The sequence below is a fragment of the Synechococcus sp. R6-5 genome (genome assembly GCF_047461775.1).
Taxonomy (GTDB): domain Bacteria; phylum Cyanobacteriota; class Cyanobacteriia; order Thermostichales; family Thermostichaceae; genus Thermostichus.
The window spans coordinates 1-26,741 of sequence record NZ_JANSHV010000105.1 but is presented as its reverse complement, the minus strand read 5'-3'; the positions used below and the strand labels follow the sequence as shown (position 1 = coordinate 26,741).

Annotated in this window: 28 protein-coding genes and 1 pseudogene; 12 read left to right on the top strand and 17 right to left on the bottom strand. The window is 58.2% G+C overall.

Going from position 1 to position 26,741, the window contains the following annotated elements; translation table 11 throughout:
- Nucleotides 1-52 precede the first annotated feature (52 nt).
- Nucleotides 53-745, bottom strand: a complete 693-nt coding sequence (locus NW818_RS06380; protein WP_414424106.1) for a response regulator transcription factor — start codon at nt 743-745, stop codon at nt 53-55.
- A gap of 207 nt (nt 746-952) precedes the next feature.
- On the opposite strand from NW818_RS06380, the gene NW818_RS06375 reads away from it, so the two are divergent.
- A complete protein-coding gene (locus NW818_RS06375; protein ID WP_011431846.1) occupies nt 953-1,726 on the top strand; it encodes a Uma2 family endonuclease in 774 nt (257 codons plus the stop codon).
- An 8-nt stretch (nt 1,727-1,734) separates the two neighbouring features.
- Here the strand turns inward: NW818_RS06375 and NW818_RS06370 are convergent, their stop codons facing one another.
- Nucleotides 1,735-2,916, bottom strand: coding sequence for a glycosyltransferase family 2 protein (locus tag NW818_RS06370; RefSeq protein ID WP_414424105.1), 1,182 nt, complete (start codon nt 2,914-2,916; stop codon nt 1,735-1,737).
- A gap of 153 nt (nt 2,917-3,069) precedes the next feature.
- On the opposite strand from NW818_RS06370, the gene NW818_RS06365 reads away from it, so the two are divergent.
- Complete coding sequence (locus NW818_RS06365) at nt 3,070-3,417, top strand: STAS domain-containing protein (RefSeq protein ID WP_414341893.1); 348 nt, start codon at nt 3,070-3,072, stop codon at nt 3,415-3,417.
- Between the two features lie 86 nt (nt 3,418-3,503).
- Here the strand turns inward: NW818_RS06365 and NW818_RS06360 are convergent, their stop codons facing one another.
- Complete coding sequence (locus tag NW818_RS06360; RefSeq protein WP_414424104.1) at nt 3,504-4,328, bottom strand: tetratricopeptide repeat protein; 825 nt, start codon at nt 4,326-4,328, stop codon at nt 3,504-3,506.
- Between the two features lie 134 nt (nt 4,329-4,462).
- Here NW818_RS06360 and NW818_RS06355 point away from each other — a divergent pair, with 134 nt between their 5' ends.
- A complete protein-coding gene (locus NW818_RS06355; RefSeq protein ID WP_414424103.1) occupies nt 4,463-5,533 on the top strand; it encodes a 2Fe-2S iron-sulfur cluster-binding protein in 1,071 nt (356 codons plus the stop codon).
- Nucleotides 5,534-5,542: 9 nt separating this feature from the next.
- Here the strand turns inward: NW818_RS06355 and NW818_RS06350 are convergent, their stop codons facing one another.
- The 5 genes from NW818_RS06350 to rpsO form a co-directional block, all read right to left on the bottom strand.
- Nucleotides 5,543-7,324 (bottom strand): NADPH-dependent assimilatory sulfite reductase hemoprotein subunit, encoded by a 1,782-nt coding sequence (locus NW818_RS06350; protein WP_414424102.1) that lies wholly within the window; start codon nt 7,322-7,324, stop codon nt 5,543-5,545.
- A 153-nt stretch (nt 7,325-7,477) separates the two neighbouring features.
- Nucleotides 7,478-9,472 carry an ABC transporter ATP-binding protein/permease gene (locus NW818_RS06345; RefSeq protein WP_414424101.1) on the bottom strand — a complete coding sequence of 665 codons (1,995 nt, stop codon included), beginning with the start codon at nt 9,470-9,472 and terminating at the stop codon, nt 7,478-7,480.
- Between the two features lie 116 nt (nt 9,473-9,588).
- Nucleotides 9,589-10,782, bottom strand: a complete 1,194-nt coding sequence (gene larC / locus NW818_RS06340; protein WP_414424100.1) for a nickel pincer cofactor biosynthesis protein LarC — start codon at nt 10,780-10,782, stop codon at nt 9,589-9,591.
- Nucleotides 10,783-10,878: 96 nt separating this feature from the next.
- Entirely contained in the window at nt 10,879-11,316 is a 438-nt protein-coding gene (locus NW818_RS06335) for a photosystem II biosynthesis protein (protein ID WP_414408022.1), read from the bottom strand.
- A gap of 36 nt (nt 11,317-11,352) precedes the next feature.
- Nucleotides 11,353-11,628 carry a 30S ribosomal protein S15 gene (gene rpsO, locus NW818_RS06330; RefSeq protein ID WP_011431855.1) on the bottom strand — a complete coding sequence of 92 codons (276 nt, stop codon included), beginning with the start codon at nt 11,626-11,628 and terminating at the stop codon, nt 11,353-11,355.
- A 92-nt stretch (nt 11,629-11,720) separates the two neighbouring features.
- Between rpsO and NW818_RS06325 the strand changes: the two genes are divergently transcribed.
- Nucleotides 11,721-12,404: a HEAT repeat domain-containing protein gene (locus tag NW818_RS06325; RefSeq protein WP_414424099.1), complete on the top strand. Its 684-nt coding sequence runs from the start codon at nt 11,721-11,723 to the stop codon at nt 12,402-12,404.
- Nucleotides 12,405-12,408: 4 nt separating this feature from the next.
- On the opposite strand, the gene apcD is transcribed toward NW818_RS06325, so the two are convergent.
- From apcD to NW818_RS06305, 4 genes are all read right to left on the bottom strand, one after another.
- The gene (gene apcD / locus NW818_RS06320; RefSeq protein WP_011431857.1) at nt 12,409-12,894 is read right to left on the bottom strand and encodes an allophycocyanin subunit alpha-B; all 486 of its coding nucleotides are present in this window, start codon (nt 12,892-12,894) and stop codon (nt 12,409-12,411) included.
- A 191-nt stretch (nt 12,895-13,085) separates the two neighbouring features.
- Nucleotides 13,086-14,435: a type IV pilus twitching motility protein PilT gene (locus NW818_RS06315; RefSeq protein WP_414424108.1), complete on the bottom strand. Its 1,350-nt coding sequence runs from the start codon at nt 14,433-14,435 to the stop codon at nt 13,086-13,088.
- A 247-nt stretch (nt 14,436-14,682) separates the two neighbouring features.
- A complete protein-coding gene (folE, locus tag NW818_RS06310; RefSeq protein WP_011431859.1) occupies nt 14,683-15,372 on the bottom strand; it encodes a GTP cyclohydrolase I FolE in 690 nt (229 codons plus the stop codon).
- 131 nt (nt 15,373-15,503) lie between these two features.
- On the bottom strand, nt 15,504-16,235 hold the full coding sequence (locus NW818_RS06305) for an SDR family oxidoreductase (RefSeq protein ID WP_414424098.1): 732 nt from the start codon (nt 16,233-16,235) through the stop codon (nt 15,504-15,506).
- 242 nt (nt 16,236-16,477) lie between these two features.
- Here NW818_RS06305 and NW818_RS06300 point away from each other — a divergent pair, with 242 nt between their 5' ends.
- The 5 genes from NW818_RS06300 (at nt 16,478) to NW818_RS06280 (ending at nt 21,310) form a co-directional block, all read left to right on the top strand.
- On the top strand, nt 16,478-17,701 hold the full coding sequence (locus NW818_RS06300) for an ABC transporter ATP-binding protein (protein ID WP_414424097.1): 1,224 nt from the start codon (nt 16,478-16,480) through the stop codon (nt 17,699-17,701).
- Between the two features lie 179 nt (nt 17,702-17,880).
- Complete coding sequence (locus NW818_RS06295) at nt 17,881-18,606, top strand: NUDIX hydrolase (protein ID WP_414329504.1); 726 nt, start codon at nt 17,881-17,883, stop codon at nt 18,604-18,606.
- A 397-nt stretch (nt 18,607-19,003) separates the two neighbouring features.
- Nucleotides 19,004-19,345: a thioredoxin gene (trxA, locus tag NW818_RS06290; protein ID WP_011431863.1), complete on the top strand. Its 342-nt coding sequence runs from the start codon at nt 19,004-19,006 to the stop codon at nt 19,343-19,345.
- A 114-nt stretch (nt 19,346-19,459) separates the two neighbouring features.
- The gene (locus NW818_RS06285) at nt 19,460-20,530 is read left to right on the top strand and encodes an LOG family protein (RefSeq protein ID WP_414424096.1); all 1,071 of its coding nucleotides are present in this window, start codon (nt 19,460-19,462) and stop codon (nt 20,528-20,530) included.
- Between the two features lie 90 nt (nt 20,531-20,620).
- The gene (locus NW818_RS06280) at nt 20,621-21,310 is read left to right on the top strand and encodes a phosphoribosylanthranilate isomerase (protein WP_414424095.1); all 690 of its coding nucleotides are present in this window, start codon (nt 20,621-20,623) and stop codon (nt 21,308-21,310) included.
- A 16-nt stretch (nt 21,311-21,326) separates the two neighbouring features.
- Here NW818_RS06280 and NW818_RS06275 read toward each other — a convergent pair whose 3' ends face one another.
- From NW818_RS06275 to rbfA, 5 genes and pseudogenes are all read right to left on the bottom strand, one after another.
- Nucleotides 21,327-21,989, bottom strand: a complete 663-nt coding sequence (locus NW818_RS06275) for a DUF4115 domain-containing protein (RefSeq protein ID WP_414328967.1) — start codon at nt 21,987-21,989, stop codon at nt 21,327-21,329.
- Nucleotides 21,987-22,196, bottom strand: a pseudogene (locus NW818_RS06270) (helix-turn-helix domain-containing protein); the annotation flags it as partial. The gene NW818_RS06275 and the pseudogene NW818_RS06270, both read right to left, overlap by 3 nt.
- A gap of 68 nt (nt 22,197-22,264) precedes the next feature.
- Nucleotides 22,265-23,089, bottom strand: coding sequence for a pseudouridine synthase (locus NW818_RS06265; protein ID WP_011431867.1), 825 nt, complete (start codon nt 23,087-23,089; stop codon nt 22,265-22,267).
- 41 nt (nt 23,090-23,130) lie between these two features.
- Entirely contained in the window at nt 23,131-23,664 is a 534-nt protein-coding gene (locus NW818_RS06260; protein ID WP_414328964.1) for a hypothetical protein, read from the bottom strand.
- A 352-nt stretch (nt 23,665-24,016) separates the two neighbouring features.
- A complete protein-coding gene (gene rbfA / locus NW818_RS06255; RefSeq protein ID WP_414328963.1) occupies nt 24,017-24,451 on the bottom strand; it encodes a 30S ribosome-binding factor RbfA in 435 nt (144 codons plus the stop codon).
- Nucleotides 24,452-24,643: 192 nt separating this feature from the next.
- Here rbfA and NW818_RS06250 point away from each other — a divergent pair, with 192 nt between their 5' ends.
- The 3 genes from NW818_RS06250 to NW818_RS06240 all read left to right on the top strand — a co-directional run.
- Complete coding sequence (locus tag NW818_RS06250; RefSeq protein ID WP_238376842.1) at nt 24,644-24,859, top strand: hypothetical protein; 216 nt, start codon at nt 24,644-24,646, stop codon at nt 24,857-24,859.
- A 122-nt stretch (nt 24,860-24,981) separates the two neighbouring features.
- The gene (locus NW818_RS06245; protein ID WP_414328962.1) at nt 24,982-26,445 is read left to right on the top strand and encodes a cryptochrome/photolyase family protein; all 1,464 of its coding nucleotides are present in this window, start codon (nt 24,982-24,984) and stop codon (nt 26,443-26,445) included.
- A 166-nt stretch (nt 26,446-26,611) separates the two neighbouring features.
- On the top strand, nt 26,612-26,741 hold a 130-nt coding region (locus NW818_RS06240; protein ID WP_414424107.1), incomplete at its 3' end, for an IS630 transposase-related protein.

The window sequence follows — 26,741 nt, the reverse complement described above, 5'->3', positions numbered from 1 at the left end:
GCTGTCGCAGAACCAGGAACCAGAATCCTTGCTCTTTGGGGCGGGGGGCATGTCAATCGCGCAACACGTAGCCTACCCCGCGCACCGTCTGGATAAGGCGCTTCTCCCCTGGGCCTTCGATCTTGAGGCGCAAGTAGCGAATATAGACCTCGATGATATTGGAGTCGCCCGTGAAGTCGCAGCCCCACACATGCTCTAAGATCTGTTGGCGGGTGAGCACCTGACGGGGGTGTTCCATCAAGTAGCGCAACAGGTCGTATTCTTTGGCCGTCAGCTCCACCTGTCGCTCTCCCCGGGTTACCTCCCGCGTTACGGGATCCAGGGTCAGGTCCATGAACACCAACTGGCCGTCGCGGGATCGCTTTGGCTGCCGCAAATAGATCCGTATCCGAGCCAGCAGCTCCTGAATGCTGAAAGGCTTGACCACGTAGTCATCCGCCCCAGCGTCCAAGCTTGCTGCCCGATCCGCCACCTCATCTCTGGCGGTCATCAGCACCACGGGCACGCGGTTGCCCGTTGAGCGCAGTCGCCGACAAATTTCCAAACCTGAGATGCCGGGCAACATCCAGTCCAGCAGCACCAAGTCAGGGCTATGGTTGCGGGCTGCCGCCAACCCCGCCGTGCCATCGCTGGCCACACTGACTCGATATCCCTCACCGGCCAGCTCGGTCTCTAGGAAACGGGCCAGCTTGGATTCGCTTTCGATCACCAGGATGTGGGCAGAGGTGGGTTCAAGTTCTGGCATACGCTCTCTTGCTGAATCCAAGGAAGACGCCGAAAAACTTGCTCATTGCCCCCAAGCATATCTCAACCGTATGGATTGGCAGTCGAGATGACTGAATCCGTCCTAGCCTGCAACAGCCTTGTGGAATTGCCTGGGGTTGATATCAGCAAGTGCTTTGAGTTATTCAAAAGGCATTCATGTACCTTATCACCATGAGTATCCTCAGCCATGACCCTCTCTCCTGTTCGGCTCACCCCGCCCCTACCTCCCATTCGATGGGAAAAACTGCCGGAAGACTTTCCCTTGCCGGATGAGCCTGTGGAAAGCACCTTACAGCCCCTTTTGGCTGCTGCTCTGCGTGAGGCATTGGAACTCGCTCAGATGATCCCTGCCCAGGCTTTGATCGCCTCCAACTTTGGCCTTTGCAGCACTGTCGGGGACAAGGTGGTGGTGAAAGCCCCCGACTGGGTTTATGTGCCCGCAGTACAGCCGATTCCCGAAGGAGAGATCCGCCGCAGCTATACCCCCCACCTAGAAGGGGATCCCCCGGCGATTGTGATGGAATTCATCTCCGAAACCGAGGGCGGCGAGTACTCCATCAATCCCCACTATCCCTATGGAAAATGGTATTTCTACGAGCGCATTTTGCAGGTGCCTGTCTATGTAATCTTTCATCCCAAAACCGGTGAGCTGGATGTCTACCGCCTGGAGAATGGCCGCTATACCCCTGTATCGGCGGATGAAAACCGTCGCTACTGGATCCCGGAGATTGGCTTGTTTTTGGGGGTGTGGCGGGGACAAAAAGCCGAGACCAAAGCCAACTGGTTGCGGTGGTGGACTGCCGATGGGAATTTGCTCCTATGGGGAATCGAACAGGTAGAGCAGGAGCGGCAGCGGGCCGAAGCGGCAGAAGCAGCCCTCGAACAGGCCCGTCTGGAACAGCAGCGCCTAGCCGCGAAATTGCGGGAGTTGGGCGTGGATCCCGAGGCAATAGCCGATTGAGGGCTCTCCTAGTAGGTGCGCCCGCGCCAAGAGCGGGGCCGGCTGAGGGCAGATAGGATTATCCGCAGAACGGCCAAGGGATCCGCCAGAGGCGACATCCAGAACGTCCAAGGGGGATCCTGATAGGAGCCGCGAATCCCCACGAGCACACCCAACCGTAGGGCAAGCAACCCCAAGTTCAGCCCCAACAGCAATTGCTCCGTCAGGGAGAGGGAAAGCCCTAAGCCGATCATGCCCAGTAAACCCACCGCCGCCAGCCCAGGGATCCCTTGGGTGAGGACGAGGAGAGCTATATCCCCCCACAACTGGGCCACAGGGGTGGCATCTTTCAAATCGAGGGATCGGCCCCACTCTCGCCAAGTTTCGCCAAAAGAAGTGTACATGCGCACCTTGAGCAGGTGCCGACCGTCGTAAAAAGCTACTTTAAAGCCGGCTGCCGCAATCTGCCGCACCAGGGTCACATCGTCACAAAATGAAGCCCGCGCCACTGTGTAGCCATTCATCGCTTCCAGCACCGACCGGCGCACCAGCATACATTGCCCATTGGCCATCGTCCGTTCCGGCAGGGTGGCGGTGTCTCCGGCGGCCCCGTAGCGGTAGATCAGGGTCACCAAAAGAGCCGGCTGCAGCCAGCCTTCCCCCCAGTGCTGCAGGATAAACTGCGGTGCCAGGGTGATCAGATCCAGACCTTGGGCCTGGGCGGTTTCCAGCAGGCGCTCCACCAAGCCTGGCTGGGGACGGGTATCGGCGTCGATGCCCAGGATCCACTCAGAGGCCGGATCCGACTGGAGAAATCCGTAGTGCAAAGCCCAGGGGCGGCCCACCCATCCGCCGGGGAGGGGATCGTCGGTTACCAGACGGAAGCGCGGATCCCGCTTGGCCATCTGCAGCACTTTTTCGGGGGTGCCATCTTGGGAGCGGCTGTCCACCACCAGCACCTCCCGCAGGACGGAGCTCTGTTGGTGTAATCCTTCTAGGCAGGGATCGATGCGCTCGGCTTCGTTGAGGGTGGGCAACAACACGCTGACCAAGCCCGGCTGCAAAGGGATCCCAGGCTGACCGGGAGGCAGAGGGGAAGGGCGCCGCAAAGAGGGCAGCAGCCGCGCCAGCAGCACCGCTAGCATCGGCACTTGCATAACCAATAGACTCAGGGCGGCAGCATCTCCAGCCCAGGCAGGGATCCCGTTCATGCCAGTTCTAACCTGTAAGGGAAAAGTGTCCAAGAATGCTTGCAAGAGAAGCCCAGGGAGGACAAACTCATACTCATGGTGATTTAGCAATTCAAAATCAGTCTGGTTGCATCGTGCCTGTGCCCATCCCCCCTCAAACCTGACGGGCTTTTCATGGATGTCTTCATCCAGCTCAGCCACAAGGGATCCCCTGTTACGGTTGTGAAATTGCACAGTGAAAGGCTCAACGCCGCGATTGCCCGCGAGGTACGGAAAGAGCTAAGCCAAATTCTCACCGAGAAACCGGGGCATTTCTTGTTGGATCTTAGTCAGGTTAGCCTGATCGACAGCATGGGGTTGTCGGTTCTGGTTTGGGCGCATCGCCATTGCCGCGCTTCGGGCTATCAACTCAAGTTCTGCAGCCTGCAGGAGCAGGTCAAGCTGCTCTTCTCCATCACCGGCTTGGATGCCATTTACGAGATCTACCCCTCTGTAGAAAAGGCACTTGAGTCTTTTCCGTAGCTCTTTCTATTGGGTCGACTCAGAACTGCCATGGTACCAACAGGATCCTACCAACCCCGGGATTAGCCCAGAGGTTGAAAACCCGCTCAGGGAGTGGGGTTATCGTTTTGCCTCTCGACCGTCTGGGGCCGGTTCACCTGAGCATAAATCTCTGCTTGCTGCTGGATTTGCTCCCGGACTTGGGGTGGGGCCAACCGCGCTGCTTGCTCAAACAACTCAGGCGCTTTTGCCCGTAGGTTTTCATCGGTGGCGGAGCTGAGGGCTATGGCTTTGCCCAACACGGGGGTGAAATCACTGGGATCCGCCGCGATTAACTCGTCGTAGAGGGCTATGGCTTTTTCGGTCTGGTTGTTGCGGGCGTAGACAAAGGCCAAGCGCAAACGTACATCATTATCTTCCGGCACTTCTTCAAGATGCTTCTCCAGCAGGGCAATGGCCTCAGAGGTACGGCCCAGGGTTAGCTGCACATCCACCAACTGCTGCAGCACCTGGCCATCTTTGGGATCCCCCTCGTAAAGGATCTGGAGCTGTTCTAATGCCCCTTCAAAATCCCCCGTATCCTGTTGGATTTGGGCCAAAAAGGCTCTCAGTTGCCGATTTTCGGGCTCCAGTTCCACCAGCTTCTTCAGCGGCTCGATTGCCCCTTGCGGCTCGTTGAGCTGCAGTTGGGTGTCGATCAACCCCCGCAGGGCAATGGGGTTATCCGGCTCCCGCTCCAGCACGACGCGATAGCCGTCTGCCTGGGCCCGCAGTTGCTCGGTTACCAGGCTGGCCTCTGGAGATTCGGAAGGCCCGAGGGCCTGGAATAGCGGGCCAAAGGAGAAGCCCAAGAAAGTTACCGTGCCCACCACCAGCAGCAAAATGTTGAGGAGCTTGCGGGCTGGGGATTCTTGGGGTTTGGACTGAGGCATAAAGGGCTCGCGCAGAAGACTCCTCTGTACTCTATCATCGGCGCCGGGGCAGGCTGCGGGGTGAGGTTACCCAATACCCAAAACTTTTGAAAACAGCATCCAAGGGGAGGGCAATGCCGTACTGAATTTAGGTAGTGCTGAATCTTTTTGCCACCCCTCACTCCCTCTTAACCATGCGGATCACCTGTTACCCCGACAACCTCACCTTGGAAGCCAATCCCCTGCTCACGGTTCTGGAAAATCTGCTCAAGGCGGGGGTGCGCCATGTCCATGCCTGTGGGGGCAATGCCGCCTGCTCCACCTGTCGCATTCTGATTTTGGAAGGCAGCCAAAACTGCCGCAGCATGACCCCTGCCGAGAAGAAGTTAGCTCAACGGCTAGACCTTCCTGTACATATTCGTCTGGCCTGTCAAACCCGCATCACTGGAGATGTCACCCTGCAACGGCTGGTGATCGATAAAGCAGATGTGGAAGTAGCTCAACATCAATTGCAGGCCCACTCGGTCGGCAGCCAAGTCACCGCCGCCATTCTCAGCGCTTCCCTGCGGGGGACGGCCAACTTCGACGAGGAGAACTTTCCCTACGATGTTGTCTACACCTTGGGTCGCTACTTCACCCAGATGGGGGCCTTGGTGCAGCAATATGGGGGAGTACTGGCCAACCAGAGCGGGCTGAGAAGTCTGGCTTTGTTTGGTCTCAAACAACCCGAGCTGGCCATACAGCAGGCGCTGCAGGCGGGGTTGGCGCTTGGGCAGTCGGTGGTGGAGTTGAACAGGTGTTTGCGGCAACTCTCCTACCCGCAGGTCAAGCTTGCCATCGGGATCCACTACGGCCCAGTCCTTTTGCTGCCCCTCGATCCCCAAGATCCGCAGCGGTTGTCCGCCTTCGGGAAGTCGGTTCAGTTTGCCACCTGGCTGGAGTCGGTTGAGGATGTTTCGCAAGGGGGGGAACAGTCTGAGGAACAGAGCTCCCGGTTGCTCATCTCGGCAGCTGTGTATCGAGCCGTGGAAGGGCAACTCCTGCAGGTGGAGCCTCTTTCGGTGAAACCCGTTCCCAACGCCAAACCCATCCGAGTTTACAGGGTGCACCCTGACCAAGTTAGCTTGCCGGCTGGCGAGGAGGAAGCTCCAGAAGCAACCAAGCCTGAACCGCTTGGATGGCTGGAAGCGCTCCGGGAATGGCTACAGGCTTGGTCTCGTTTTTGAGGGATCCCTTCAGGCAAAAACGCCATCCCTTTGCTGCACCTGGGCCCTCAGGTAGGGGATCCCCATCCGGTGGCAGTAGTCGCCGAAGCTCTCACCAGGACGGCGCTCCTGCTTGTAGACCTGCAGGAGAACTCTCATGAGCGGCACGATCTGGCTGATGTGTACCCGATCCTGAAACACTTGCGCCAGGCGATCCCCCTGCGGGCTGGCTCCCAGCCAAATCTGGTAGTAGCCATCGGGGGCGGATCCCACCAATCCCAGCTCGGCCAGGTAGGGTCGGGCACAGCCGTTGGGGCAGCCGGTCATGCGTACCAAAAAGGGCGAATCTTGCAGATCCAGCTCCTGCAACAGCCGATCCAACTGGCGAACCAGCCCTGGCAAAGCTCGCTCCGACTCGGTAATCGCCAACCCACAGGTGGGCAGGGCAGGGCAGGCCATCGACAGCCGCACCAGTTGAGGGATCTCTTCTTTGGAGAGCACCCCGTGGGACTTGAGGATCTGGTTGATGGCCTCCCGCTGGCCATCCTCGATGTCAATAAAGATCACGTCCTGAGTGGGGGTCAGCCGCATGTCCAGAGAAAACGCCTCCACAATCCGGCGCAGTGCCGTCTTGAGCTGTCGCTCTGGGGTGTCCTGGATGCGGCCATTTTCGATGGAAATGCCCAAAAACCAACGGCCATCCCCCTGCTCGTGCCAGCCCAGGTAGTCGTCGCTGTTGGGAACAAACTTGGGTAGGGGGCGAAACCGGGGCAATTTTTCCCCCACATACTCCTCGACAACGCGGCGAAACTTGCGGATCCCCCAGTCTCTCACCAAGTATTTCAACCGCGCCTGCTTGCGGTCGTGCCGGTTGCCGTAGTCCCGCTGTACCGCCAAAACCGCTTGGCAAACCCGATACACCGCCTCCGGAGGGGCAAAGCAGAGCTTTTGGGCCAAAAGGGGCTGGGTTTCTTCCTTGCCGTGAGTGCGTCCCATCCCGCCACCTACCACGATGTTGAAGCCCTTGAGGTTGCCCTTGCGGTCGGTGAGCACAATCAAGCCCAGGTCCTGGGAGTACACATCTACCGTGTTTTCCCCAGCTACGGTGATGGCTGTCTTGAACTTGCGGGGCAAATAGACGGGGCCATACAGAGGTTCTGGCCCCTCCAGGCGCACCCCGTTGCCCACAAACTGCTCTGCTTCCCGCACTTCCTCATCCACCGGTGGGATGGGAACCGGCTCCCCATCCACCCAGATCTCGTAGTAGGCAGAGGTCTTCGGAGCCAACAGATCCGCCAGCTTGCGGGCATACTCTTGGGCATAGCGATAGGCAGGGCGATTTTTGTAGGGGGCCACCGGTGCCATCACGTTGCGGTTGACATCGCCGCAGGCGGCCAGGGTGGATCCCATCTGTTTGAGAATGCTGGCTATGGTGGCCTTGAGGTTTTTCTTGAGGATCCCGTGCAACTGAAAGGTTTGCCGCGTTGTGGCTCGCAGGGTGCCATTGCCGTACTCATCGGCCAGCCGATCCAAGGTCAAATAAAGCTGCGGGGGCACGTGTCCCCCGGGGATGCGGGTGCGCAACATCATCGAATAGGCCCGCTCCAGCCCCTCCTGCTTTCGCTGCTGCCGCCGATCCCGGTCGTCCTGCTGGTAAGCCCCGTGAAACTTCAGCACCTGCACCGCTGCTTCGCTGAAGTGGGTGGTGTCTTGGGCCAGCTCCTGCTGAAGGGGATCCCGTAGAAAGTGGCTGTCTGCCTTGATCTGCTCCACCTTGGAACGCTTGGCCTCGGATGGGATCATGGGGGGCATTGATAATCTCCAGTAAACCGGTCGGAATACTTGTGAATAACAGGCTATCACCTCCTTTGAAGAGCGTCCAGTTGGAAAAGTCAGCCTCTTATCCGGGTTTTGTCCCAAACCCGCAAAGCTTGTCATTTGAGTCAGCTGGAGATGTCGGCGCTGCTAGCTGGCCAGGGCTAGGCGGGCACCGTACTCCTGCACCGACCACAGTTGCCAGGCACAATTCCCCTGCAGCTCCAAGACCAAGTCGTGGTAGGCCAGGAGGGTGGGGCGATGCCCAACGCTGATGTAGGTGGTGTTCAGGTGTTGCAGCTGCAGGTAGAGCAGTTTTTCGTTGGCCACATCCAGGGCGCTGGTGGCCTCGTCCAAAATGGCGTAGCGGGGCTGGGTGATCAAAATGCGGGCAAAGGCAAGACGCTGCTGTTCCCCTAGGGAGAGAGTGCTGGCCCAGTCTTTCTCCACATCAAAGCCGCCCACCCGCTCCGGCAAGTCTCCCAGGTTCACCTGGGCCAAGACTCGGATGAGATCTTCATCGGTGAGGTCTCGGCGGCGTTTGGGATAGAGCAGTTGATCCCGCAGGGATCCCAGCAGCATATAGGGTTTCTGGGGCAAAAAGAGCATCTCCTGAGTATCTGGGCGGGCGATGGATCCCTGGCCGTTGGTCCATAGGCCGGCAATGGCCCGCAGCAGAGAGCTTTTGCCGCTGCCGCTAACACCGACAATCAGCAGCCGTTGGTCGGCTTCCAAGGCGAAGGAGAGATCCCGAACCAGGGTTCGTTCTGAATTGGGGGTGAGCAAAGTGACGTGGTTTAGCGCCAATTGCTGGGCAATGCGAGTTTGAATGTTGCTTTCCCGAGCGCTGGTGTGGCGCAGTGCAGGATCTTCCAGAGACTCGTGAAAGGAGCCTAAGCGGTTGATCCCGGCGGCAAAACTGGAAATGCTTTGAATCTGGTTGGCCACAATGGAGAGGGCGCTCAACACCTGGCTGAAGGCAATGGTGGCTTGGGTAATGGTGCCGAAATCTCGCACGCCGCTGAAATAAAGGGGGGCGACGATGACATAGGGCACAATGCGGGTGAAATAGTTGTAGGCGTATTGGAAAATATCGATGATGGCCTGCCAGATGATCAGCAAATTAAAATTGCGCAAGGCCGCACCAAAGCGATGCAAAATTTGCCTGAGTTCTTGATCCTCTCCCTGGTAGAAGGCAATGGACTCGGCATTATCCCGCACGTGCACTAAGCTGTAGCGAAAATCGGCTTCGTAGCGCAGTTGATCGAAGTTAATTTTAATCAGCTTGCGACCGGCCAAAATGGCGATGGCAGTACCAATGGTGGCATAGACCACCAGACCCAACGCCAACGGACGAGAAATGCCGTAGAGGATGCCGGTGAAGGCGTAGAGGGTGAGAATCGAGTCAAGGATGTCCAACAGGAAGGAAAGGGTGGTGCCGGTAAAGGAGCGGACATCCTCTGATATACGCTGGTCGGGGTTGTCGATTTCGGTGTTGGCGGCGTTGGAATCCAGCTCGTAGTAAGCCCGCTGATCGAAGTAGCGATCCAGAAAATGATCGGTCAGCCATTCTCGCCAAAACAGCCCTAGCTTGAGGCGAGTGTAGCGGTAGATCACCAAAATGGGAATAGCTGAGATAATCAGCACTCCATAAATAATCAAAAATTGCCAGAAAGTGGGCTCTTCTTTTTGCTGCAGAGCTGTGTCGATAAACCGAAAGATAAAGCTGATCATCACGTTCAGCCGGTTGACCGTCAGCGACAGAAACAGCAAAAAGGTGAGCAGCACCCACTGCAACCAGCGCTGGCGAAGCTGCCGCCACACTGCCCCAAAACAAAGGCTGCTCAAAGCCAAGCTGATCGCGGCTACCCACAGCACCGGCGAGGACAAGTTTCTCTTCGTTTGGGCCACCAATCCGGCTGCCACATTGGTGAAAAACTCCGGGAACAGGGCCTGACCGACCAAAGTTACCCCAATCTCCACAAAGAACATCAGGGCAACCACAAACACCATGGCCGCTGCCAGCAAGCCCAAAAAGATCCAGCCTCCATAGCGCACTCTGGGGTAAAAGTAGGGCTGGGCCACGGTGATAAACCGATCCCACAGTTTGCGGTCGAAGTTAAATTGAGAGGCTTGGGATTCCATTTTTGCGGTCGGCGGAGAGAGCAAGATCGACATCTCTCAGGCTAGCAGGCCACGGCTGCCAATCTGTGTTCAATAGGAGCAAATTCCATTGGGGGTGGAACAGGTTCGGTGTCTCTTCAACCTTGCAACCGGCTTTGCCAAGCCGATTGGGCCGCCAGCCACACCGTCTGAACCGGCACGTGAAACTCCTGGGCGCGGGCCACACAGTCGCGAAACTCCGGCTGAGCGTTGACGATGCGGCCATGGTGGCGGGCCACTTTGATGTCGACCAAGCCGTAAGGGGTTTCCACCCGCTCGATAACCCGCTCCAGCAGGGTGCGCTGCTGTTGGAAGTGGCGAATGCCCAGGGTGGTGGTCTCCCGGAAGATGAGATCTTGACACTCCGGCACCCGATCCGGCGGACAGATAACGGTGAGCAGGATCCCCGGTCGCCCCTGTTTCATGGTGATCGGCTGGGTAAACACGTCCCAGGCCCCCAGGGCCAACAACTGCTCGCAGGTGTAGGCAATCACTTGGGGGTTGAGATCGTCGATTTGGGTTTGCAACACCGATACCGTTTCCGTTAGCTCTCCCCCATTGGCTTCCCCAATCCACAGACGAAGCACATTGGGAATGGGCAGCTCTTGGGCACCGGCCCCACGCCCCACTTTTTCCACCCGCATCGGCGGACAGGGGCCAAACTCTTCCGCCAACGCCACGGCCAAGGCTGCTCCTGTGGGGGTTACCAGCTCCGCTTCCACCCCGTTGCTGAACACCGGCACGCGGCCCATTTCCCACAACTCGATCACCGCCGGCACCGGCACAGCCAATTTGCCATGCTCTGTGCTCACCCAGCCGCCCCCAACAGGATGGGGGGATGACAACACCCGCTCCACCTGCAGCCAATCCAGGCCAATGCAAGTGCCGACAATATCCACCAAAGCATCCACTGCCCCCACTTCGTGAAAGTGCACTTTTTCCACAGGCATCTGATGGACTTTTGCTTCCGCCTGCGCCAACTTTTCAAACACCGCCAAGCTGCGGGCCTTAATGGCTGGGGAAAGCTGGGATCCGGCAATCAAAGCCTGAATCTCCGACCAGTGCCGAGCAAGGGATCCCCCACTCTGGGATCCCAGCACCTCCACCACAGCTTGCAGAGCGGGCTGCCCACACCGCTGCACCCGGCTCACCTGCAGGCTATATTCCCCCTCGATGCCCAACGCCTGGAGCTGACGGTTGAGGTACTCCAAAGGCACCCCGCAATCCAGCAGGGCTCCTAGACACATATCGCCGGCAATGCCCGCCGCACAGTCGAAGTAGGCTATTTTCATGCTGGAGAACTGGGGGTAGCCGCTGCCGCCAGAATGGACTTGGATCCCTCTTGATTGTAGGCAGCAACCGGCCTGGAAAAGGCGACGGGAGAGCAGTTAGGCTTCCCTAGAGTCAGAAGATTCAGAAGATCGGGCAGCAGATTCCCGCCACTGTTGGATGATGTTGCCCAAATTGCGCCGGAATTCTCCAATTCCCAGCAGGGATCCCGGCTCGGGATCCCAGGAAGCTGAGAACACACCGTAGCTGATGCCCAAAAAACCAAGGCCAAACAAAGTTAGCGACTCCGCCAAGGTGAAGTAAGGGGGCAGAGGAACCACGTGGTTGGTCAAGAGATAGTAATTCACAAAAAAGCTGCTCAGACCTAGCCCCGAAGGGATCCCAGAAAACACCAGAATCCGCCGCACCATCCGCCGGCTGACCTCAGGGGGAATCACGGCAACAGGCTCCTTCTTGGCCGGCTTCTTCTCCACCTCAACAGAGGCGGAGGGGGAGCGACGGCGAAAGGTTTTGGACTGGCGGCTGGATTTGCCCACGAAGACAGATCTCCGATAGCGTTTTGGATGGGCTGCCTACTTTTTCACCCGGATGTTCAGCCGTTCGGCCAGCTCCCGGAAGCGGTCAGGAGAATGCTTGGCGATGTAGTTGAGCAAACGCTTGCGACGACCGATCATCATCAGCAGGCCGCGGCGGGAGTTGAAATCCTTCGGGTTTCTCTGAAGGTGCTGAGAGAGCTGGTTGATGCGACTGGTGAGCAGAGCCACCTGAACCTCGGCAGAACCGGTGTCGGTGTCGTGCAGTCGATAGCTCTCAATGATCTGCTGCTTCTCTTGTTGCAATAAGGCCATAAGATCAAGGGACTGGATGCACTGCTTCAAGATAATAACATCGGCTTTTCCTCCCTCGCTATGGCCGAGGAGGGTTATGGAGAGAATGGGATATGACAACAACCTCTGGGGATCCTCCGGCACTGCCCGCTTTGCTGGAGCTGTTGAACTCACAAGACTTGGGAAATCGGCTGCGCGCTATCAACAAAGCCAGAGAACTGCCTGGGCCAGAAGCCCTGACATTGCTGCAGCGAGCGATTCACGACGAGAATGCCCGCGTCCGTTATGCTGCCATCAGCCAGATGGGCACCCTGTCTGGCGTCGATCCGAACCTACTGTTGCCCATTTTGCAGCGCTCTTTGCGAGAGGATCCGGAGTTCGATGTGCGGGCTGCTGCCGCCGCTGCCCTGGGGGATCTCAAGCAGCCACAGGCCCTGGCCGATCTCCTGGAAGCTTATCGGCGAGAAACGGAGTGGCTGGTACGGTTTAGCATCATCGCTGCCCTGGGAGAGCTGGGGAACCCTGCCGCCTTCGACACTCTGGTGGAAGCTTTGCAGGACAAGAGCGAGCTGATCACCACAGCCGCTGCCGCTGCCTTGGGCGATCTGGGGGATCCGCGGGCCATCCCCTACCTGGATCCCCTCATTGATTCCGACGACTGGCAACTGCGCTACCGCGTCTGCATTGCCCTGGCCAAGTTGGGAACAGAAGCCGCTCGCGCCGGACTGACCCGGCTGGCCCAGGATTCCCAAGAACAGGTGGCCGTACATGCCCGGGCTGCCTTGGGATCCCTGTAGTTCCCTAGCTCATGGCATTGATGATGTAGTCAAAGTAAGGGGCGGCTTCAGCGGCTGCCGCCGGCTCCAACAAGCTGAGGGCAGCTTCCTTCAAAAAGACAATCGCATCGATCATGCCGGCGATGGGTACGTTGAGGGCATTGTACATTTCCCGCACCCCTATCAGGCCGATAGACTCAATCGGCTCTTTGCTGCCGGCAATAATGCCATAGGTCACCAGACGCAGATACCAGTCGTAATCTCGCAAACATTGGTTGTAGCGCTTGTCACCGTAGGCATTGCCACCGGGTTGCACGTACTCGGGCCGCTTGGCGAATAGCTGCTTCTGGGCCTGGTCAATGATGCGCTTTTTGTTTTCTGCTAACACCTGAGCGATTTGCAAGCGCCTCTCGCCGGTGGTCATGTAATTCCTGATGGCTTCCAGTTCGCTAACTGAGAGGTAACGCAGCTGGTCATCCGCGGTCTCGATGATCTGGTTGATCACGCTCACGGTAGGGATTCTCCTGTTTTCTAACTTGCTTTCAATTCGGTTCATCAATTCGCAACCCATCCCCCCAGCCCAAGGTCGGCCCAAGAGATGAGCAGGTAGCTCGGCAAGCCAGCGCCGCCGGCTGCTCCCAGTTTAGGATAGGGCAAACCTTCCCTCAAGCACTTTGGCGTGACTCCATCTCGAGACTGGCCCTAGATCCGGCCTCGCAGCCATTGGGCCATCTCATTGCGGCGTGGGGCAGCCTCCAGACACACCTCTTCGGTAATCCGCCCCTCTTGGTAAAGCCTAAACAGGGATTGATTCATGGTACACATGCCCTCATAGGAGCCGTCGGCGATCAGCTCCTCAATTTCATCCACCGCCCCCCGCTTGATGTAGTCCCGAATGGCATCGGTGTTGCGCATGATCTCGTGGGCCGCAGCTCGCTTGCCATCGGTGGTGCGCACCAGGGTTTGAGCGATGATCGCCACCAGGGTTTCTGCCAGCTGCAGACGCATCGGCTCCTGTTCTTCCGGCTTGTAAATCCCCAGCAGACGCTCGATGGTGCGGACGGCGCTGTTGGTGTGCAGGGTTCCAAAGACCAAGTGGCCCGTCTGGCCGGCCTTCAGGGCAATATCCACTGTCTCTCGATCCCGCATCTCCCCAATCAGGATGATGTCCGGATCTTCCCGCAGAGAGGCTTTCAGGGCATTGGCAAACTCCAGGGTGTGGATCCCGACCTCCCGCTGCCGCACCATCGATTTCTTGCTCTGGTGGACGAACTCGATGGGATCCTCAATGGAAATGATGTGTTTGGGAAAGTTGGAATTGATGTAGTCCACCATCGCTGCCAAGGTTGTGGACTTACCGGATCCGGTGGGGCCGGTCACCAAAACCAAGCCTTTGTGCTCTTCGGCAATGCGCTTCAAGACTTCCGGCGCCCGCAACTGCTCCAGCGTCAAAATTTTCAACGGGATCAGACGCATCACCATAGCCGGGCCAAGAAGGGAAACAAAGCAGTTGACCCGACACCGCACCAAACCCTCGTACTGGATGGCAGTATCCAGTTCCAAACATTCCTCAAACTGGCGAATTTGGCTCTCCGGCAGGCTTTCCCGCAGCCAGCCATAGAACATCTCGGTGGTGGTGACCGGGTAGTTGGTCAAGAGCATCTGCCCCCGATCCCGAAAGCGAGGCACTTCCCCTACCCCCAAATGAATATCTGAGTAGCCTTTGTCATAGGCTTCCTGCACCAGTTGGCGCAGGGTCAGGCCCGCAGGAGCAGCTGGAGCCACTGGGATCCGACCGGCAGCCGTTGGGCGAGCTGGTGGCGCAAAAGGCGGAGCGGCAGGAGTGGGGACAGGTGGCGACACTGGAGGCCGAGCAGCAGCCGGGGTGGGCGGGGGCATCTGAGGAGAAGCGGCAGAGCCCGGCACAGGCACCGGTACCTGAGGGGGAGCGACAGCCACACCAGGCGGAAGGGGCCGACCCAGAATGGGGTTGGGGGGGTTTTTGGCATTGGCAGGCCGGGATCCCGTCCCTTGGGAGGCTGAACCGAGCACCGGATCCAGTTGCGTTGGAGGCTCCACCGGGGGCACCGGAGCAGCCGGACGAGACGGACGCTGCATGATCGGCGGAGCCGGGGGCTGCCAATTGGAGTCCAAATCGGTGGGAAACTGGTTTTCGGGGCTGACCTCGCTCATGACAAGCCTCGCTTCTGGCAGGGTTTGAGTCAATCTTAGGCTAGTATTCCCAGCCTGAGCAGAGGGTTAACTCAACCCAACCACCGGCAAAGCTCCGGGAAGCTCCCTAAAAATTGGACGGATGGCGAATGAGACTCAGAAACTCTTCGCGGGTACGGGGATCCTCCTGAAACACCCCCACCATCGAGCTGGTGACCGTCCAGGAGCCGGCCTTTTGTACCCCCCGCATCACCATGCACATGTGGGTAGCCTCGATAACCACCCCCACCCCGTAGGGATCCAGCACCTCCATCAAGGCCTCAGCAATTTGCCGTGTCAGGCGTTCCTGAACCTGCAGGCGGCGGGAGTACATCTCGACGATACGGGCAATTTTGCTTAGGCCCACCACCTTTTGCTTGGGGATGTAGGCCACATGGGCTTTGCCGATAAAGGGCAGCAGATGGTGCTCGCACAGGCTAAACAGAGACACATCCCGCAACAGCACCATCTCGTCATGGCCCTCATCAAAGATGGCACTGTTCAGTAGCTCCTCCAAAGACTGCCGATACCCACTGGTCAAAAACTTCAAAGCCGCAACCACTCGTTCCGGGGTTTTTCGCAGCCCCTCCCGTTGGGGATCCTCCCCGATCCCCCGCAGCAGCGTCTCCACCGCCGCCACCATAGCCGGATCTGAGACATCCGAGCTACCCAATTCTTCTTCCGCAAAAGTGGCTCGATCTCGAATCACCCGAGACTTGAAATGGGCTTTGTCATCCATTCGAGATTGCGAGCCAGATCCGGGTTTCGCAAGGGTCATAGCAGGATATTCCTTGGTTAACGAAAGGCTAAGAGAACTCGGTGCATGCAACTCAGCTCAGGTGGCATCCAGTCAAAGGCTGCGATAGCCAAAACCCTCCCAAGTCACGGGCAACCCCAAACCAGCCAGGTCTAAAAGGCTCCCACCGCAGGCATGAAGGTGAGATCTTCCACCACCGCACCTGTGGGCAACCGAACAATATAGGTAATCAAATCGGCTACCCATTCCGGCGAGAGCATTTTGGAACGGTCGAAGTTGACCCCTACCGTGCCCGTATCCCAGAGGGACGTGTCCACGGCACCAGGGCACAAGCTGGTGACCCGAATGCCATGCTGTCGCTCCTCTTCGGCCAGAGCTTGAGAAAAGCCCATCAGGCCGAACTTGCTGGCACAGTAGGCTCCCCAGTTGGGAAAAGCTCGCTTGCCCGCAATCGAGATGACGTTGACAATCGTGCCGCAGCGCTGCCGGCGCATTCCGGGAAGTACGGCTTGGGCGCACAGAAAAGCTGCCGTCAAGTTCAAGTCGATCACTCGCTGCCAATCCGACAAGGGTAAGGTGGCCAAGGGGCCAACATGGGCTATGCCCGCATTATTGACCAAGACATCGCAGACGCCAAATCGATCCAGGAGAGCCTGCAACTGCTGGGGCAGAGCTGCTAAGTCGGCCAAGTCCATGGGAAAAACCGCTGCCTTACCCCCCTGGTCTTGGATTTGGGCCTGCACCGCTAGCAGATCAGGTTGGGAGCGGGCCACCAGAGCCACCGCTATCCCTTGTCGGGCTAGGGCTAGGGCTACCGCTCTGCCGATCCCTCGACTGGCCCCTGTAATCAGAGCACGTTCGGGAAACTTTGTCTCAAAACTCATTTAGAACAAGCCTCTGGAGTGCGCCACACAAGCAAGCGCCGCCCAGGCCTGAGAAACTTCGTTAACTAAGTTTAACACTGATTTTCCGCTGCTTCGCTTGGAATCAGGGCGAGGCGTAGAAACCTTATTCTGTCCTGCTCAAGATCCGTCCGCTGGCTGTTGAACCTCGATCCGGCTAGGTGGGGTCTGGGAGTATGGTAGTGTGGTAAAAGTAGTGAAAATCTTTTGCAACAACAACCGTCATGGCTGAGTTCTTGTTTTCTCCAAGTCCCACTGCCGTGCGCGAGGATCCCTCCTACATCCTTCAGCTCGAGGGCATCAGCAAGGGGTTTCCCGGCCAGCGGCAGTTGGTTTTGCGGGAAGTCGAGTTTTGCCTGCCCCAAGGAGACATCCTCAGCATTGTGGGCCCATCAGGTTGTGGGAAAACCACCTTATTGCGCACCATTGCCGGATTTGAGCAGCCGGATAGCGGGCGGATCCTGCTGGGGGGGCAGGTTGTGGCTGGGGAGGGGCAGTGGATCCCACCGGAGCGACGGGGAGTGGGGCTGGTGTTTCAGGATTTTGCCCTGTTTCCCCACTTGAACGTGTTGGCCAATGTGATGTTTGGCCTCCGACCCACTACCCCGTTTGCGTCGGCGGCAGGGGGTGGCAATCGCTTCTCCTCAACTGAGTTGCGAGCTGAGTTGCGAGGCGCTGCCCAACAGGCGCGGGAACGCGCTTACGAGGTGTTGCGGTTGGTGGGCCTGGAAGACTACACCCATCGTTATCCCCACGAGCTTTCGGGCGGGCAGCAGCAGCGGGTGGCTTTGGCGCGGGCTTTGGCCCCCAGGCCTAGCTTGATCCTGTTGGATGAGCCGCTGAGCAATTTGGATGTGCAGGTGCGCTACTACCTGCGGGAAGAAATCCGCAAAATCCTCAAGCAAACCCAGACCTCGGCCATTTTTGTCACCCACGACCAAGAGGAGGCTCTCTGCCTCTCCGACTGGGTGGCGGTGATGCGGGAAGGCCGTATTGAGCAATGGGGATCCCCGGAGGAGGTTTACCGGGAGCCGGCTACCCGCTTTGTGGCAGAGTTTATTACCCAGGCCAACTTTCTGCGCTGTGAGCGGCGGGAGTTTGGTTGGCAGGCTGAAGAGCTGCTGCACATCCCATTCCAGGCTTTGAGGGATCAGCCCGACCCCAGCTTGCGCTGCGCAGAGTTGATGGTTCGACAGGAGGAGTTGCATTTGCATCCTGATCCTCAGGGAGGCATTGTCATTCGGGATCGGCAGTTTTTGGGGCGAGAGTACCGCTATTGCCTGATCACAGCAGCCGGCAAAGAATTGCACGCCCTAGCCCGGGAAGCCCTGCCTGTGGGCGCGCGGGTTCACATTGCTGTTGGGCAAGGTCGGCTGTTCCCCCTCGCTGAGGGGTCCTCCGTGGCTGAAAAAGAGCCAAATCGCGCAAAAAGTAAAAGTGTTGCCTGAGTCGGGGTTCTTTTGCACACCTTTAGCAACCCATCTTCCCCGCGACACGAAAGCCTTCGCCCCAGATAGGGCTTAGACTGGCAAGACGGTGGTCCAGGCTGGTAGCTCCCTCTGGAGGGACAAACTGGGTAGGCTGTTGGTGGAGGATTCAGTGCCAAGCTATGCAGGGATCCCGCATCGTGGCAGGCCCATCGGAGAACCGGATCGCCTTGGCGGAGTTCCGGGTGGGCGTGGATGCGGTCATTTTCTCCATCGACACTGAGCAGAATCGCCTCCTGGTGCTGCTGGTGCGGCGGCGGGAGGATCCCTTCCGCGGTTGCTGGGCCCTGCCAGGAACACTGGTGCGGCGCTCAGAATCCCTAGAAGCAGCGGCCTACCGCATCTTGGCGGAGAAAATTCGTGTTAAAAACCTCTATCTGGAGCAGCTCTACACCTTCGGGGGGCCGGAGCGGGATCCCCGCGAGGCCGAGGATGGCTATGGAGTGCGCTACCTGTCGGTCAGCTACTTTGCCCTGGTGCGGTTCCAGGATGCTGAATTGCTGGCAGACGGAGTGGAGGGCATTGCCTGGTATCCCGCCGACCAAATTCCCTCTTTAGCCTTTGACCACGAAGAGATTTGCCGCTATGCCCGCCGTCGCCTCTGCGCCAAGTTGGAGTACAGTCCGATTGCCTTTGACATTTTGCCCGCCACCTTCACGCTAGGGGAGGTCTACCAGCTCTACGGCACCGTTTTGGGCGAGGGGTTCTCCGACTACTCCAATTTTCGCGCCCGCCTACTGAAACTGGGTATCTTGCAAGATACCGGCCAGAAAAGTTCCCAAGGAACAGGCAGACCGGCAACCCTCTACCGTTTTGATGCGGCTGCTTTCGAGAAAATCCGTCATAAGCCAATGGTATTTGTCTGAAGGCCGTCTAAGGGATCCCAGCTCACCAATACTAATCCGGCCAGTCCAGCCAGATCGTTAACGTTCTCCCCACGGCTAAAGCCGGGGGATTTTTTCCATCGCTCCACGCTCCTCGCGCTTCGTTGCAATGGGCTACACGAGGGCCTATATCCTCGTGGGGGACGCCATCTCCTCAACTACTGAGATGCCAAAACACCCCAGATACTTCTACTTCACCTTTAACGCTGCACCCTTCCATAAGCGGGTGGAGCGAGTCTCCCGTCCTGTCATGAGACGGTGACTTATCCCCAGGCATGAATGCCGGGGCCTGCGACGCCGAGTTTTCGGTCAGCAGCAGCCAGAGAGCTGTGCTAAGATTAGAAACCATGATAGGTATTGTTTCAGGAGTTCTCCAAGCATGTCTGCAGCAATAGATATCGCTGATGCTACCTTTGAGGCAGAGGTGCTGCGCAGCGATATTCCGGTTCTGGTTGATTTTTGGGCACCTTGGTGTGGCCCCTGCCGGATGGTGGCTCCTGTGGTTCAGGAGATAGCTGAGCAGTATGTCGGCAAAGTTAAGGTTGTAAAAATCAACACCGACGAGAACCCTCAAACTGCCAGCCAGTACGGTATTCGCAGCATTCCCACCCTGATGTTGTTCAAGGGCGGCCAGAAAGTGGATGTGGTGGTTGGCGCCGTACCCAAGGCAACTCTAACCACGATTTTGGAAAAGCACTTCGACACACCTGCCGAAGCCTGAGGGCTATGCCTTGGGTGTTTCAGAATGTAACTTTTGGGTTCTGGATTAGAACCCAGCTACCATTTTGTGCCGAGAACTGATTAAAGTAATTCCAGAGAACTTTAGGATCCCAGCTTGACCGATTCCGTTTCTTCCCTTCTGCAAGAAGTTTTTTCCAACGCTGAGACCCGCCTAAAGCAGTTGGAGTATCATCCCAACCGGACGGCCTGGCTGCGTATTGTGCAGTCGCTGCAGCGCATGGGATCCCTGGAGCTGAGCCGTTTAGATGCCAAGATCTTGGCGGCTACTCTTGAGGATCTGGAGCAGGGGTTTGCCGCCTTCCAAAACTATGCCCACCAGCGCAAGATCACCGTTTTCGGGTCGGCACGACTGGGGCCAGAAAGTCCCGAATATCGCCAGGCCCAGTTGTTCGCCTACTGCATCAGTCAACGGGGATTCATGGTGATGACGGGGGGCGGCGGCGGCATCATGGAAGCCGGCAATCGAGGGGCAGGGCTGGAGAACTCTTTTGGGCTCAACATCCAGCTTCCCTTCGAGCAAATGGCCAATCCCGTTATTGCTGCCAGCGATCGGGTCATCAACTTCAAGTATTTCTTTTCGCGCAAGCTCTTTTTTGTTAAAGAAACCGACGCGCTGGTGCTTTTTCCCGGCGGTTTCGGCACTCAGGATGAAGCCTTTGAATGCCTAACCCTGATGCAAACCGGCAAAACCAAGCTCATGCCCTTGGTGCTGGTGGACAGAACAGGTGGCTGCTACTGGAAAGAATGGGACGAATACGTGCGGGAGCACCTGCTTGGTCGCGGCTTGATCAGCCCAGAAGATCTCTTCCTCTACACCCTAACCGACGATGTGGGAGATGCCTGTCAGCAGATTGTCGATTTTTATCGCGTCTTTCACAGCAATCGCTACGTGCGAGAGCTCCTGGTTTTGCGCTTGAACACCAAACTTTCACCGGAAGCCCTAGAGATTTTAAACGAAGAGTTTGCCGACATTCTCGATTCGGGCCGGATCGAGCAAACTGGGGCCTTGCCGGAGGAAGCCGAGGAAGATATTGCCCATCTGCCACGGCTGGTGATGCACTTCAACCAGCGCAACTTTGGACGGCTGTGGCAAATGGTGCGCCGGATCAACAAGCTTCACCCGGAACAGCCGGATCCTTTGCAAATGCGCCCTGAACAAAAGTAGATGTATCGGCACCCTCAGAAAAATCTAAAGAGCCAGCAGCTAACCGTGTTTATTCTTTGTTTATTAGCTATTTATTAGCTAGCACTCCCAATGGGCCGGTTGTTTGTCAAAATCTGCGGCATCACCCGTCAGGATCAGGCGGAGGCCATCGCCGCGCTGGGGGTGAGTGCCCTTGGGTTCATCGCGGTGCCCAATACCCCCCGCTATTTGCCCCTCTCGGAAATGGCCCGTTGGGTGGGATCCCTGCCCGGCCCTGTGGAAAAGGTGGGGGTCTTCCTGGATCAGGATCCCCGCGCCATCGCCGCCTGGGTGGAAACGGTGGGCCTCACGGCTGTCCAGTTGCATGGCCAAGAATCCCCGCAGGATTGTCAGCAATTGGGGAAATGGCTTCCCGGGATCCGCCGCATCAAAGCCCTGCGCATTCGCCAGCCGGCGGATCTGGAAGTAGCCCATCTCTACCGAGACTGTGTGGAGGTGCTGCTTTTGGATGCCTATCACCCCCAACAGGCGGGTGGAACGGGGCGAACCCTGAATTGGCCAGAACTTGCCCACCGCTCCCTGCCCTTGCCTTGGCTACTGGCCGGTGGGCTGAACCCGGACAATGTTCTGCAGGCGCTCAGCCACCTGCAGCCAAGCGGCATCGACCTCTCCAGTGGTGTGGAACGTCGGCCAGGCGATAAAGACATCGACAAAGTCCGGCACCTGCTGCAGCAGCTTGGCTCCCAAGGGTGGGAGATTGCTCCTACTCTGCCGCCGATAACGCCAAGCGCAACGGGATGATCATTTGGCTGGGTTCCTACTGCAGCGACTGAATATCCAACCCCGGCTCGAACATCAGCTCTTTCACTTCCCCAAATCGGCCCATCACTCCAAGCTCCCGGTCGTTAAAGGTCACCAACACACCGCCCGCATTGCCGGTACGCAACACGATTGACTGCTCCGCTTCCCAATTCAACTCGGCCCCTGGCTGTAAGGTGGCCTCAAAAACCGTTTGCCCATCGGCGATGACCCGCAACCAGGAAGGGCGCTCCACAACGCGAATATCCAGACGCACCGGCTTGCGCCCCGCCCCCCCTGAGTGAGCTTCCAAGACCTCGGGGAAGACGCCCTGAATGCGCGTCCATTGGTCGAGGGTGGGAAACAGTTGGCGGGCCGTGGGCTGAGCTGCCGACAGAGTGGGATCCGGGGAGTTGGCAGCAGGCGGTTGCTGGCCGGATCCCTCCCGACTGACCGTTGACAGGCTCACCAGCCAACGCCCAAAGGGATTGCCTGTGCCTTCCAAAAGAGCCGACAATCCCCCCACCGTCAGCACAATCAGCACCACATAAGCAGCCCAAAGGTGGAGAGGACGCAGGGCAAAGGCAGGTTGCTGGCCGACAACGGCAAGAGGAGCTGGCGCGCGGGGGGTTTTGGCCGATAAAAGCGGAGAGGCACGCCGAGAGAGGGTTTCGCCATCCAACCCCAAATAGTCGGCATAGCGCTTGAGAAACCCTTGCACATACACCGGCTCCGGTAACCGGCTCAAGTCAGCTTCCTCCAGCGCCTGCAGATATTGGCAGCGAATGAAGGTATCGTTAGCTACTTCTGTCAACGTCAGTCCCCGTGCCTCCCGTGTTTGCCGCAACAGGGATCCCAGGGCTTCTAAAGAGTGTGCTGGCTCTTGCATCATTTGGCCACCTGCGGAAGAAAGGAGGCTACTGTGAGAGTTTGCACTCAGTTAGAGGCTCTGACGAGCTAATCGCGTGAGCGGGCCGGAGGCCTTAGAGGGCGCTTCCCGAGCGAGGATGAGCTGCTGTGCCCGGTGAGAGGGGCCAGCAAAGCTTGGAGCTCATGGGGATCCAACTGGCGGAACTGGCCTGCTTTCAGGTTGCCCAAGCCCAGTGGGCCAATGGCCTCCCGATGTAAGCTGAGCACCGGATGCCCAAGACGCTCCGCCACCCGCCGAATTTGCCGGTTGCGTCCCTCAAACAACACCACCCTCAGCCAGGAGCAATTGGGATGCTCCCTTTGCCGGAAATCCGGGGCAGGACAAAACTCCACCTCCGCCGGCAGAGTGGTGTACCCCTCTAAGTCTACTCCGTCTCGCCAATGTTGCAGAGTGGCCTGACTCGGATGCCCTTGTACCTGTACCCGGTAGGTTTTGGGCAGATGATAGCGCGGATGGGTCAGCTTCAAGGTCAAGTCGCCATCATTGGTGAGCAGCAAAGCGCCACTGCTGTCCGCATCCAGCCGGCCCACCGGGTAGAGGCGGGTTTGCCGTTTCCAAGATGGGGGGAGCAGATCCAGCACCGTCTTGCGTCCCCAAGGATCTGCACAGGTTGACAAAACCCCCACTGGCTTGTGCAGGAGCAAAACATAGCGCGCCGGATCCTTGGCCAAAGGGATCACTTGCCCATTCACCTCGATGCAATCCCGCTCTGGGTCGGCTTTGGAGCCCAGCTCAGTGACCACCTTCCCATTGACCCGAACGCGCCCGGCCAGGATCCAGGCTTCCACCTGGCGACGCGAGGCCAATCCCTGCTGAGCCAAGAGCTTCTGTAGCCGTTGGGGTTCTGCCATGGGGATTTGAACAGCAAAAGCAGCAACCGAAGCTGGGGGTGCTAGGCGGCAGAGCCTGGGGCCTCCGGCCCGCTTACGTGAACGGGGTTGGAGAGCCGGTCGGACAAATCAGCAGAATTGGAGGGCAACAGCAGCATCTCCGACTGAGACTCTGAGTTTCCTCCTAGAGAATAGCTGAGGCCACAGTCGAACTCTTCTGCCAGCCGACAGACTTCCTTGAGATCTCCCACCGACCAAATGCTCCAACTGCTGCGAATTTGGTTATCCACCCACACTTCCACGCGGTTGCCTTCGATGTGAAGGATGCGCTTGGGCTGGGCTTCTGAAGGGCAGCCTGCAGGCTCGGCCAAGACCTCCGGCCCGCTTACGCGAAGGGAAGATTTTTGCCTCAAGGCCCCCAGAGCCGCCATGAGCTGCGGCAGAGCCAGCAAAAGGTGCTGAGTGGCCTGTTGGGGTTGCCCTTTCAAGCAGGAAACCAAAGCTTCGGTAACACTCTGGTTTAGGGCCTGCAGAGCTTGGAGTGGAGTAGCACCCCCTAGAGAGGGATCCGGTTGCAGTGGGCTTTGAACATCCATGAAAAGGCAGGAAAGGCATGGACAGCAACCTTACAGCCCTTTCGCAGGTTGACCACAACAACGCCGCTGCCCTTTGGAGCAGAGCGCTCTGGTTTGCGCAAGTGTGCCGCAGACATGGAGTCCTGTACGGATAGACGATCGGGGGAAGGGCTGTATAGCTCCCTTAAGCCTAACAAATCCAAAAACTTCAGGGCCTCCGGCCCGCTTACGCGAACGTCAAAAACTTTTCTTGGATGTTGTCCGCATTGCTGCAAAGCAAAGGCCCCTCTATCTAGTGGCCATCAAGGCAGATCCTTTGCTCTCTCGTGCAAAGCAGGCTGAGCTCCAGCGCGGATCCCTCGAAATGGTGCAACTATTCGCCGCTCGATTCGTTTTCTTCGCCCTCGGCGGTGTCCTCAACCCCAGCTTGGGATCCCTCCGGTTCCTGGGCCTCAGAGGTCTGTCTCAGTTGGTTAAGCAGAGCCAAAACGCGGGATCCCCGCTCCAAAGAGCGATCCTGCAAAAACACCACCGTTGGCACCCGTCGCAGGCTGAGGCGCTGGCCGATTTCCCGCCGCACAAAGGGTGTGGCCGCCGCTAACCCTTCCATGGCCCGGTGTTGAGCTGTCTCATCCCCATAAATGCTGACGAAGATGCGAGCATTTTGCAGGTCATTGGAAACCTCGACATCCACAATGCTGACCATCCCTGCCCCGACCCGGTCATCTTTGATCTCCGAGAGCAGGATTTGGCTGACCTCTCGTTTGATCAGTTCTGCTACCCGTGCCACTCGTCGCGCTGTCGCCATTTTTGGATACCTAGGCTAACATCATCCGCAAGCCTGCTCTGGCTGGTGTGGAGCTCAGCCCTTGCCGGCTCGATCCCAAGAACAGTAGCCAATTGCTACGAGCATCTCTTCCTTCCACCTTTATCCTGAGTCCATGTCCATCTTGCCTTGAGTATGAATACCTAAAGCCATCGATGGATGGATGGAGACGTGATGATCAAGACGCCAGAGGCGCTGCGGCGCTCCATTGAGCAGTTTATGCTGAATGTGACGGAGCCGCTTGACCCGTTGCTTTCCCTGAAGCTGACTCAGCTGGTGGTGATGTTGGGGGATACAGCTTACGCGATGGGATACAGCGATGGCCAGCAAAAGCCAGAGGAGCGCTGCCGCTATTGTCCCAGTCGGGTGTTCGACAGTCTAGAGCTTTGATAGGGTTCTTCAAGGTTCTTTAGAATGTAGCTTCTGGCCGCCCCGGCTCCCAGCCTTGGGGGGAGTGAGTTGAAAGGGGCGGTGGCAACCGGCCAAGATGGGATCCCATTGCTTGGCAGCCTATGACTTCCCCCGTTTTGCTTTGGCATCGTCGCGATCTGCGGTTAGGGGACAACACAGCCCTGCATGAGGCAGCCCAGCGCAGCTCTCAGGTGGTGCCTGTCTTCATTTTCGACCCGCAGATGCTGAGACGGTCGGACATGGCCCCAGCTAGGGTGGCCTTTTTGCTTCAGGCTCTGCAAGAGCTCCAAGAGCGCTACGCCCAGATGGGGATCCCACTGATCTGGCGGCTGGGGGATCCCTCGGTGGAGTTGCGGTGCTTGGCCACAGACCTGGGAGCCAGGGCCGTGTTTTGGAATGCCGATGGGGAGCCGTTCGCCCTACAGCAAGAGAGTCGAGTGCAGGCCAGTTTGGCCGCAGCCGGGATCCAGTCCTTCTCCTACCAAGATATGCTGCTGCACGGGCCGGGGGAAGTGTTGACCCAGGCGGGGGAGCCCTATTCGGTCTTCACTCCCTTCTGGCGCAGGTGGGCGAGCTTGCCCAAGCGGGATCCCTACCCAACCCCCGAGGGTCTGCAGCCGGTATCGGGACTAAAAGCGCAGCCTCTACCGACTTTGGCAGATTTGGGCTTTGTCTGCGACCAGCGGATCCCAGCAGCGGGGGAAGCAGCGGCTCAAGCCCTTTTGGAAGACTTTTGTCAGGGTTTGCGCATTTTGGACTACGAGCGAGCCCGCAACTTCCCGGCTGAGCCGGGCACTTCTCTACTGAGCCCCCACTTGTGCTGGGGAACGATCGGCATTCGCCAGGTGTGGCAAGCCACGCGGGAGGTGGAAGCCGAGGTGCGCAGCCAAGAGGCCGAAAGCAGCTTGCAAACTTGGCGGCAGGAGCTGTGCTGGCGAGAGTTTTACAAGCATGTCTTGGCCCACTGGCCCCACGTGGAAACCGGAGCCTATCGACGAGCCTTCGACGCCCTGGAGTGGGACAATCGGCAGGACTGGTTTCAGGCCTGGTGCACCGGTCAGACGGGCTACCCCATCGTGGATGCGGCCATGCGCCAACTGAACGAAACCGGCTGGATGCACAACCGCTGCCGCATGATTGTAGCCAGCTTTTTAACCAAGGATCTGCTCATCGATTGGCGCTGGGGAGAACGCTACTTTATGCAAAAGCTGGTGGATGGGGATCTGGCGGCCAATAACGGCGGTTGGCAGTGGAGCGCCAGTGTGGGCACGGATCCCAAGCCCCTGCGCATCTTCAACCCGGCCACGCAAGCAGCCCGCTATGACCCGGAAGGAGAGTACATCCGCCGCTATCTGCCGGAGCTGGCACGGCTGGATACGCCGGCTCTGCTGTGGGTGGGAGATGACCCCAAGGGAGCCTGGGCTTTGCGGGAACGGCGAAGTTGTGGCTATCCGGATCCCATTGTGGATCACAAGGTGCAGCAGCAGGCGTTCAAACGGCGCTACCAGGCGGTGCAGCAGGCCTACTCTAGGTCTGTTCGAGACGGTCTCCCCCCTCCTTCCTAGTCCTCTGTGCCGCTGCCCCCTCTCTCGACGACGGCAGACAAAAGGCAAGACAGGTGCCATTTGAAATGACCACAAAGCAGGTCTGTGTAGTTGTAGTCAATTCAGTTGACAATGAGACGGTGTTAAAGGCAAGATGACGTGGGGGTAGACCTCAGGAGGAAGCTTCATGACCTATAGCTTAGACCTGAGAGAGAGAGTCGTAGGGTATGTCCAGGAAGGGGGCAGCCCCACTGCAGCTGCACAGATGTACAAAGTCAGTCGTGCAACGGTTTATCGCTGGCTGAACCGAGAAGACC